Annotated in this window: 3 protein-coding genes; all 3 read right to left on the reverse strand. The window is 40.3% G+C overall.

Going from position 1 to position 11,192, the window contains the following annotated elements; genetic code table 11:
* Nucleotides 1-96 precede the first annotated feature (96 nt).
* The gene (locus PG766_RS02455; protein ID WP_118199240.1) at nt 97-1,656 is read right to left on the reverse strand and encodes a SpaH/EbpB family LPXTG-anchored major pilin; all 1,560 of its coding nucleotides are present in this window, start codon (nt 1,654-1,656) and stop codon (nt 97-99) included.
* On the reverse strand, nt 1,653-9,806 hold the full coding sequence (locus PG766_RS02460; RefSeq protein ID WP_270590337.1) for a Cna B-type domain-containing protein: 8,154 nt from the start codon (nt 9,804-9,806) through the stop codon (nt 1,653-1,655). Before PG766_RS02460 ends, PG766_RS02455 begins: the two co-directional genes overlap by 4 nt.
* Before the next feature lie 36 nt (nt 9,807-9,842).
* Nucleotides 9,843-11,192 (reverse strand): Rrf2 family transcriptional regulator (locus tag PG766_RS02465; protein ID WP_270590339.1); only part of this gene is annotated, 1,350 nt, incomplete at its 5' end.

An 11,192-nucleotide genomic window follows, 5' to 3' on the forward strand; every position in this document is an offset into this window, starting at 1 on the left:
TTCTCCCTATCGTTATATCGGAACTGCGGCTATCCAAAAGGATACCCGCAGATTCCATTTATTCTGTCTTATGTTTCTTGCCCATTATTCTTAACATTATGCTGCTTTTCTTTTATCACGGATAAAGCTTACTACTACACCAAATACAAGGATTGCAGCGATAATACCAAATGCGATTGCACCTTTACCACCAGTTGATGGAAGAAGAGAACCTGTGCTGTTTTCGATATCGATGATCTTATCAGCTTCGTCATTGTCATCTTTGGAAAGAGTCCATTCTGTTTCATCACCTGTTGTACTCTTTGTAATGACAATTTTTACATCTTTTGCCAGTTTGTTATAACCCTCTGGAGCTTCTGTCTCTACTAAATAGTATGTTCCTTCTGCAAGACCATTGACATGAAGATTGCATTCATTCTCGCCAATTTTTGTAGCCGCAGATTCAAATACTGTGTTTTCAGATGTTGGATCTACTACATAGTTTCCATCTGTTCCAGTAACTTTAATAGCCTGTCTTGTAGCCGCATCTTTTTTATATTCTGTTTCTGTATAAAGGCTAAATTTTGCACCTGCTAATAATTCAGTTGTTTTATGATCTGTTTTCTTAATGTTCAGTGGATATGTAGGTGTTTTTGCTTCACTTGGTGTTGTCTCTGTTGTATTGTCTGGATCATTACCATATTCCAATTTAGCGCTGTTCTTTTCTGTTACAACAGCCTTATCATTTACTTTTGCATAATATGTTACAGTAAATTCTTTGCCTTTATTTCCCTGATTCTCTCTAACCCATGAGGACAGGTCAAGTGTCATCTTTCTATGATTGTCTGTATCCAGTGTTGCTGCTGTAGGTGCTGTAGATGCATCTGTTACATCTGTATCTTTAAAAGCAACTGCAACCTTAACTGTTGTAGCATCTTCTGCAAGTGCAGTTCCATTAACATCATTCACAAAATCAAGACCATTTGATAATGTATCGTTAATTTTGTATGTATACTGAGCATATCCTGTAGTATCCGGAATAGAACCTGTTACTGTATAGGTAACTACATTTCCGATTTCTACTGAAGTTTTGTCTGCCTTTTTCTCGATGCTTGGAGCTTCACTTTTCAGATTAACTGTAGCTGAATCAGAGTCAACTGTTACTAATGAAGCCTGAATCTGTTTTCCACCGGTTACATATACAAGATAATAACCGTATGCTAAGTTTGAAAAATCATAAGAATCTTTGTTTGTATCTGTGAGTTTTCCAGATTTTGCTGTTGCTGTTACATTATTTGTTAATGCGTAAGTTGTAAATGCATTGGCAAACTTCTGCACTTCAACAGGGTCATTTTTTCCAAGTTTTGCTACTTCATCCGCATAATCTGCATCTGTAGAAGTGTCAGTAATAGTGCTACTTCCAAGTGCTGATTTAATTGCATCTTTGTAACCAGTTGCAGTATTTATCGTATAAGCATAGTTCTTTGTGGCTCCACTGCCAGATTCTGTTACATCAAATAATTTATACAGGTAAATTGTCTGTCCGGTGAGTGTCTGTCCTGATTTTACATTTACTGTAAGTTTTCCTGTTGTGTCTGCGGCAAATGCCGTTACTGCCATAGCCATTGTCATAATTGCTGCCAGCAGCATTGCCATGATTTTCTTCATTCTTTTCATAGCTGTTTTCTCCTTTTCTTTAGAATAAAGTTTTTATAGCTGTTCTGCCTTCTGGTTTCCTTTGCTTTTTTGTATCGCATTGCAAGATAAACCAGTAAGAGCAGGATACCTATCAGGTAAATAAGATAGCTTCCATAACCTCCTGTATCCGGGAGTCCTGGAAAATGTCTGTTGGTTATATTGAACGTAAATCCATCATCGGATGTATTTACCGTTGTTGTATAACCATCCACTTTTGCTTCTGTGATGGAATACGTGTAATAATAAATTTCATCTCCATCTGTCTTGTATGCCGGGAGTTCCTTTATCACCTCCTGCCATTTAGATTTATCGATGGAACCTTCTATTTTGTAACTCTCGTAATCTGGTACTATTTCTGTCATTTCCTTTCCTGCCTTATCTTTCCATGTACGAGATATCGTTACCGTAATGTTACCCGGACGTTTTTTATCCAGATTGTTTAGATCCTTCCAAACTTTATTGATTGTCAGCTTGATATGTTCATCACATGGATCCTGTGACTCGGATGGCTCCGGAGTATCACTTTCTCCTGTGTTCAATGTTGTTTTAGTATCTGCCATCAATACTGCTTTTGCTGGTGACACATAGGCGTCCAGATTTGCTGTTTTCGTTCCCTGATCACTGGCAAGCTCTGCATCCTTTAAAGTGTCATAACTTTCGACGGTCTGCATATGCTCAATGGAATAAATATTCCATCCACTTGCATCATCCTTTTCATATTTACTGTTCAGGATATGAGAGCTTTTCTTAATCTCATCCAGTGTTCCATCTAATTTTCTGTAAATACGATAAATATTATTTTCGCCTTCCACGTTTTTCTTTGTATTGAAACTGTAGACAGAACTCAGATCACTCTTTCCACTGAACGGTCCAACCAAGTCTTTTGTTCCCCTGACCACATCACAGTAATACATGTTATTATCTTGAAGAAGTCCTTCATCGTTGAACCCGACAAATCCTCCGCTTCGTCCATCTTCCGCAGTTCCATCAGCATCATTTCCGGCACCACCGGCATAGACATCATATCCTGTAGAAATACCATAGACATTACTGTCTGTAATCTTCGTCCGGTTTGCCTTGATTAAGTTGATACTAATGGTAGACTCTAAATCATTGTCTTTATCAATAATTCCATCACTGTTGCATGGCAGCTTGATGGTAGAATCTCCGATCGTAATCACTGCAAAATCGGTTTCCTGCTTATTTTCTGCCGACTGTTTTACCAGAGCCACGGAAATATCAAGTCCCAGCAAATTCACATGAAGAAGATTTCCTTCATATAGAGCCTGTACTTTGATAATACCAAGATTGATATTTAATAAATCCGACTCCTGTATCTTATCCAGATACAATGCTTTCACAAGTTGATTTAAAATCGTAACCACTGCTTTTACAACTGTGGAATCCAGTTTTACATCTGCCAGATAAGCAAAACTCGTTCTTCCGGCAAATCCTCCGGCTGTTCCACCGGATGCGACCTGTTTCAATCCATGTGTCTGCTCCTTCTGATCTCCGGCATTACAACCTGCCATTCGAGCCAGATTCGCATATCCGATAAATCCTCCGGCAATCTGTTCTTCTCCGCCAGTACTCTGTACGGTATAACCGCCATCAATACCAGTTACCATGCTGTCATCAATATGAGAGCCAAAAACGTCCAAAACACCTAGTGCACCGCCTAAAAGCTGTCCCATATTATCGCCCAGAACATCTAATTTGTTGACATCTACTACGCCACTCTTACCAGAATAACCAATGAAACCACCGACACTGTTTGGTCCGGTTACATTACTTAATTCTGTTACTTTACTGTTTTTCACAGAAGCATTTAGCAATGAGCCGCCAAAACCTCCGGCTGTTCCGCTATATGTAACCTGGTTGTTCTGTCCGGATTTTATCGCTGTGTTTGCACTGACACTTAAACCAGCATCCTTACTTCCGCTTACAGTTCCGTAATATACATAACTTCTAAACGCATCCAGCACATCGGTTCTTCCAAGCTTTAATAATTTATCAAGAAGCGAGGTCTCATTTCCTGCACTGATATTGGCAACTCCAGCCACGTCAGCAACACCAAAGCATCCACCGGCATATTCTCCAGCAACTACAGATCGAATGCCATTTACTACCGGTCCTGAACCTTCGGTATCTTTCTTTCCCAATACTGTTCCAGAAAGGCTTCCGGCAAATCCTCCGGCGGCTGTTGCATAGGCTGTATTTTTACTGCCATCCGCATAAGCACCATTTACGATGATTCCCCAATCATCCCAGGCATTTACATCTGCATATCGGATGGTGGAAACTGTCGCATCCAAAACTTTAATTAAATCTGCTGGTGCACTGATCAGACTATTCAGCAATTTACTTAATAAGTCTTCTCCCGCAGTCGTATTAACAGAAGCAACGCTTCCCGGTTTGGAACTTCCTACAAATCCTCCTACATAACTGGTTCCATCTACACGTCGCAGTTTGCTGACCTGACAGACAGTTGCTGTATCAGCTCCCCAGATTTGTCCACCGATCATGCGTCCGATATATCCACCGGCATATCCGCATGTTTTTCTGGTATCTGTTCCATTCGACTGAACAGACAGACCACTTTGATATCCCTCCACGGAAGACTGCTTAATGACGGGTACAAACACATCCAGTACATTCAGCATCTGTCCCAGTTCTAATTTTAATCCGAGGATACTGACTCCTCCAAGGTTCGCTGCTCCTCCGTTTACCATCTCTCCGGCAAACCCTCCAGCGCAACGTAATCCTTTTACTGCTTTTGTCTGATAAGCATTTCCGTTGGTAATGGTGCCTGTCTTCATAGAACCAACATAACCTCCGGCGGCTCCTCCATTGGCTAATGTTGTTTCATCCCGATACTGGCTTCTTCCTGCGACAACTTGATAGCCATAAGCATATTTACTTAAAATTGCATCTAAAGCTTCCTGATTTTCCACCGTTCCATTTTTCGCAAGGTCACTTCCATAGCCACCGTATTTTCCTACATGCTCCACCCATGAATTCCAAGTCTTGTAATCCATCTTGGCAAGTGGACCATATACGGCTGTATTTTCTTCTGTCGGGTATACAATACTCAATGCTCCCAGAATATTGTCTGCCTTAACCAGTCCCCACAAAAGGGAAAGATTGCCTGCACTTGCGGTATCGGCTGCTTCCATCAATCCGGTAAATCCACCGGCAATTTCTGCACCATAGACCGAACGGATACGAACTGCTTCACAGGTACTTGTCGGTCCTGTATATTTGTTTCCTTTCCAGTTCTTAGTATTGTTTCCCCAGATATGACCGCCTTCGTTATGTCCTGCATAACCACCGGCTAATCCCCGCTGAACAGATTTCGTGGATTCTGCTTCTGCTCTTACTGCGCCACCACATGGAATACATGTAGTAGAACTATTCCGGATTGTCGGTACAAAATCTTGTGCAACGGATGCAAGACTATCTTTCACACTGACAAGTCCATTCAAAATGCTGGCATCTCCGAGAACGCTGGCAACATTTCCTGGTTCCAGATCTCCAACATAACCGCCCGAAGTAATCTGCCCGATCACATATGAGAAATTATAAGAATTTGAATCCTGTATGTGTCCACCTGATATCTTTCCGGCAAATCCTCCGGCATCTCCAAGTACATCATCTGCACTTGCATCTGACTCTGTATTCTTTGTAGATGCTATAACCGCAAAGCCTCCAGCATTTCCAGTAACATTGGAATGTTCTACCGTTGAAACCACAACATTTAATGCATCCAGTACATCGTTGATTCCGATTGCTGTTCCAAGAACACTCAAGCCTTTTCCAACTGATGCAGCCGAACCGATATCCATATAGCCAATGTATCCTCCGGCATATCTTGCACCGGTTACTGCATATGCACTCTGCTTTGTATTAAAGTAGCTGGAACCATCTGTATCTTCCAAATTTTTCGGTGTAGTTACAGTTGTATGTTTCAGGTTCGATACATCACAGGTGCTTACCTGTACACCGCTTCCATATCCGATAAATCCTCCGGCACTTCCAGAATTACTGTCAGCTGCTTTTATCGTATTTGCGGTAACGGTAAATCCTTCTTTTGATTGTATTCCTGCATATTGAACATACGGAATATATGCATTGATCAGATTTACCAGATCTCCGATGTTAATATTCAGCCCGTTGATACTTCCAAGAATACTAATTCCTTTTCCTGCCTGAGCCAGTGCTCCAGAATAAACATTTCCACCAAATCCTCCGGCATAGGACTGTCCGTTGACGTGATCCAGATTGTATACGCTGTAATAATTGCCCTCGCCTGCTGCCTGATTGTTTACAGTTCCACTTTGAAAACTCCCAGCAAATCCTCCGGCTGTATCAGCAGTTACTCCACCACCAGACACATAACTGACTGTACATTGTGTATAGGAAGGGATTAAATACTTCACTGCATTTAATAATCCATTCGCACTAATCAAAGCTTTTATCTCTGTCTCATCTGCTACATCAGCAAGTCCACCTGTTGAAGATGTTCCTATAAAACCTCCAGCATTTCCATCTGTGTCATTTGCTGTCACTTCTTTTAAATTCTTTACATCTGACTGACTGATTTCGCAACTATTACTCTTTCCAATAAATCCTCCAGCTACATAATCAACCGATTCTCCATCAGCATTACTTCCTTTTGCCTGTACCGTAAATCCGCCCGTAATTCCATCAACATGAGCATCTGTGATTTTTACCCGGATTCCTTCTGCAACAGACAGGAGATTGCTGACATTTAATAAATGATTCAGTCCTAACAGATTCACTGTCAATCCATTTGCCCCGGCAAGATCACCCGGTCCAGCACAGCCTACAAAACCTCCACATCGGTTTTTAGCTGTCACTGACTTTAACTGATGTAAAGTAACACTCTGTACATCGCCGCCAATCGCTTCTCCCAAAGCACCTCCGGCATAATTACCGGTTGCTGTTACTGCATACCCGGCATCCACGCCCGTTACTGTAACACTATGTACTGTAAATCCCAGAAAGCTTCCAACTCCTAATGTGTTATTTAAAAGACCCGTTACACTTGCAGTTGTTACACTTCCTGCAACTCCTCCGACACGATGTTCTCCTGCTTTTACACTCTCCAGTCCATTTAACATATTTTCTCTTTGTGATACATTTCCTGTATCCAAAGCTCCGTATTTCCAATAGGACAGTTTATTTAGATAATCGGCACTGGATTCTGCAAGATAAACGCCATCTCCACCTCCAAGAATTCCTCCAGCATAACTTTTACCGGCTTCTACTGATATCATCTGGCAATTCATATTACATCCAAGAATTGCCGATGGAGCGATTCCTGCAAGGGAGAGCAGCATACCTGCCTGATCCGGATTACTGGATAACAGTTTTGTCAGAAGATCTCCTACTGTCTTTAATAAACTTGTATTTGCCACTTCATCTTTGCCAAGGTTTGTTACCCATCCAACTGTTGCAATTCCGGTAACACCACCAGCATAATTTCCACTTGCTTTGACTGATATGCTTCCGGTCGCTCCACAGTTAATGACATAACTATTCGTCTGTGCTCCGGTAATTCCTCCCTGATAATTCTCGCCTTCTACTGTGACATTACTATCCGTAAGATTGCAATTCAAAAGCAAACTTTGTGGCTGAGTTACACGAACCAGTTCAATACCTACATCGCTCAATGTTCCCTGAATATCTGCATCCCGACAGATTCCGGAAAAACCTCCACCATACTCTTTTGATGTTATCGCATAAGTGCTGTTCTTTACGGAACAGTTCTGTATGTCCGTTCCAACCTGTTGTCCAACAAAACCACCGATATAACTCTTATCGTTTTGTCCGATAGTTCCTGCCAATCCCTCTACACTACAGTTTCTGATATTTACATTTTTATATCCGGTTGGGATAAGCTTGCTTACTGGCAATGCGTTTTTCAAAAGAATAGTAATCAAATCTCCAAGTCCAAGACCTGGAATTGCATTTAACAGAGATGATAAAGCATCTGCTGATACACCTAACACTTCTGATAAACCACTGTACTGTGTAACTCCTTCTGTATATCCTACAAATCCACCCGTCCGGTCATTGATGTTCGATACCTGAACAGTTCCGGTCACATCACAATTTTCGATTGCAACATCTCCAACAATTCTTCCGGCAAATGCACCTGTTGCATAAATCGTCGGATCCTTTGCTCTTGCATTTAAAAGTGCTGATAATGTATCTTGCAAATTCAGTTTTACGTTTCCAAATGTTAAAACTCCTACTAATAAATCAACTACACCTCCTACAAGCCATCCAAGCCCCGATGTGAGTCCACTTATTATAGTCTGTGTATTTTTATGCGTATTCGTATTGTTTTGTACATTTACATTTTGTAATTCCAGGTTTGATACTGAGACCGTTCCGGCGCTGACACCAATCTTGTTTACATTAACCTCATTCGTAACTGTTCCAAAAAAACCAATTCCTATATATTTAGAACCATCCATTTCTTCTGTCTGGTTCACATTCACATTAGAAATTACAGGTCTTCCAGTTGCCAGAATACTGTTCTCATCTGCTAACTTCGTCTCGCCGCCGGAAAGCTTGGCACCGACGATATCACCAGATACCATAAGTGGCGTCCAAAGATCATCTTCATTATTTGAGTTCACACCATTCTTTGATAAGTCAATATCTCGGAAAATGATGTAATTTGCATTGGATGAATATTTTAAACCACCATATTCTTGCTTTAACTTCGTCAGACTCGCTGTTTTATTGTCAGGTAGCCCCTGGTCGTTAACGCCACATAAACTACCAGTTCCTACTGTAAGACTACCCAATAATGTCCCTAACAGTCCGCTTACTCCCTTCAACAGACCCGTAACAATATCATCGCTTGTCAAATCGACATCTGCCAGCTTATACTTACCATTCTCTTCATAATATAGATAAGAGTTCTTACCTTTCACTGTATCTGGCTTTTGTTGTAATCCAGAAAGATGGGTAGTTGCCCCTTCTGCAGCAACAGCATCAAGTCCAAGATCCGCATCGCCTGGATAGTATGGTGTGTAGAAAGGCTTTTCACCAAGTAATCCGCTCACTACCCCCTGTCTGTAATAAACATATAGTCTCGGAGTTACGCTCTTATTGCTTCCAATCGCCCGCAGCTGTGACTCATTTCCAATCAAAATATATTTTTTCCCGGAAACCTCCACGTATAACTGCCCCGGTTTTGTTCTTCCATCCGCATGCTCACCATCTAGCCATTGAACTCCATCCGCCGCTTTTTCTGTCAATTGATCTGCAACCAGTTCCGGCTTATCTGAATTAAATTTCTGCGACAGTACATAATTATGAGACTTACTATAAGTCAGATACTCCTGATCTTCTCCATCCGGATAAATCATCTGCCCCATACCAAACTGTGGTGCATCATAATCCAGCGACATAACTGGTTCTGTTTCAGATTCTTCCTGTGCAAGTACCATTAACTGATATGGATTGTATATGTAGATTGTATCCGTTTCCTTATCATACAGCGTTGGTGTTTCGTTTTCTTCTAGTTTCGTACCTGTGATAGTTCCGGTAAATGAATCCGGTACTAACCACATCTGTTCCGAGTTCATCTGGATGTCATTCATCAAAATGTACTGAGCATCTGCACCGTATTTCAGTTCTGTGCCTTCACTCTTTACTACATCTCCAGAACCAATCGTTCCGTCCTTATCCCCTGTATATACATAGGCATCCGAACCTATCTGTTTTAACTGCTCGTAATTATAAATGCATATTTTACTATCCTTATAATAAGCATCTATATTATCTGTTGATTCTGCTTTAACATTTTCATTGGAAGATTTCGATTCGTTATTCTTCGAGTTTTCATTTGTTTCCTCCGATATCGAAGATTCGGACTCCGTGGTGCCATTTATTTCATTTGAAACTGTAGATTCGGTTGATGCTTCATCATTACTCATATTGGTTTCATCAGAAAGGACCACTTGACTCGTGTTGGTACCTGATGGATTCAGATCTGCTGCATCCGCAATATTCACTTGAGAAAATAAGATAGCCATACATAGTATTACTGCGATAATTCTGTTCTCTATCCTTCTTTTTTTCTTCATATCTGAACCTCTAATCTTTTGCCTTCATTTGTTACTTTAATTTTTCTTTTTTAACCAGTTTTGCTGCTTTGCTGCCTCCTGAAAGCATTGCATCAGCTGATTGGAAAACGCTCCACATTCACCATTTGAAATCATCCGTATTGCTTCTTCAGGTTCATACTTTCTTTTGTATGGACGATCATTGATCAATGCATCGTAAGCATCAACAATTCCAACGACCTGTGCGCACATAGGAATTGCATTCCCTTTTAAACCGTCAGGATATCCTGATCCATCATATCTTTCATGGTGGTGTCTGCATATTTCATAGCTATATTTGTTCAGCTTTTCCGTTGTTATCCCCTCTGGGAATCTCTGGGTCATCGCTGCACCTACTAATGGATGTTGCTTTACTACCTTCATTTCTTCATCTGTCAATTTCCCATTCTTATTTAAAATTTCAATTGGCACTTTTATCTTTCCAATATCATGAATCGGCGCTAAATGGGCTACTGACGAAATTTCTTCATCTGTAATCCCATATTCCGGATATTTTTTCTGCAATTGAAGATATACCTGTTTTGTATAGAAGCTGATATCATCTTGATACCCTGCTTCAACTAGCTGATTATGATTCAATACAGTAGTTAAAAGTGATACTATATCCCAATACTGCTTTGCCATATCCTGCTCTTTCTTTACAAGTTCCTGTTCCATCTTTATAACCGTGTTCTGGACAATCTTCTCATTGTGTAAGGTAATAATTGCAGTATTTTCATTTGCATCTATATATTTTTTTGCTTCCATCCAAACATATGCATTCTTATCTTTTCCAGTAATTCTGCGATATGGAAGATCTTTTTCCATACATCCATCAACCAGCTTTTCTTCTAATCCTTCACTTGATAAGAAGTCATGAACCATTTTTTTATCAGAAGCATACACATATCTTTCTATATATTGATTTATGAACTCTTCATAACTTTTTGTTTTCCTTACTTTCTCATACACTTCACGGATATGTGAATATACACACTCGTAGCTTTTTTCCTTCAAGTTCAGTTTTAATACAACATAAAATCGTCCAAAATATTCATCTTCTCCAGGGCGGATAACATCTGAAACTTTTACGCTCTCTAATTTATTATTGTATGTATTCTGCAAACTCAACAATATTTTATGTATCTTGCAGGTATCTTCTAAATTTCTGGAACAAAAACGATCTTCTTCCAAACAACGATTAATTGCCATTGTTTCCTCTACACACGATATAATTTCCATCAGAGAAATATTCTCCGGTTGTTTTGCCAGCATATAGCCACCATTTGTACCTTCACAGGCTTTTATGATTCCTGCTTGCTTTAACTTTTTTGTTATTTTTGGAATATAACTGGATGGAACACTTAG

The sequence above is a fragment of the Coprococcus sp. LG101-27 genome (assembly GCF_027695515.1).
Lineage (GTDB): Bacteria > Bacillota > Clostridia > Lachnospirales > Lachnospiraceae > Allocoprococcus > Allocoprococcus comes.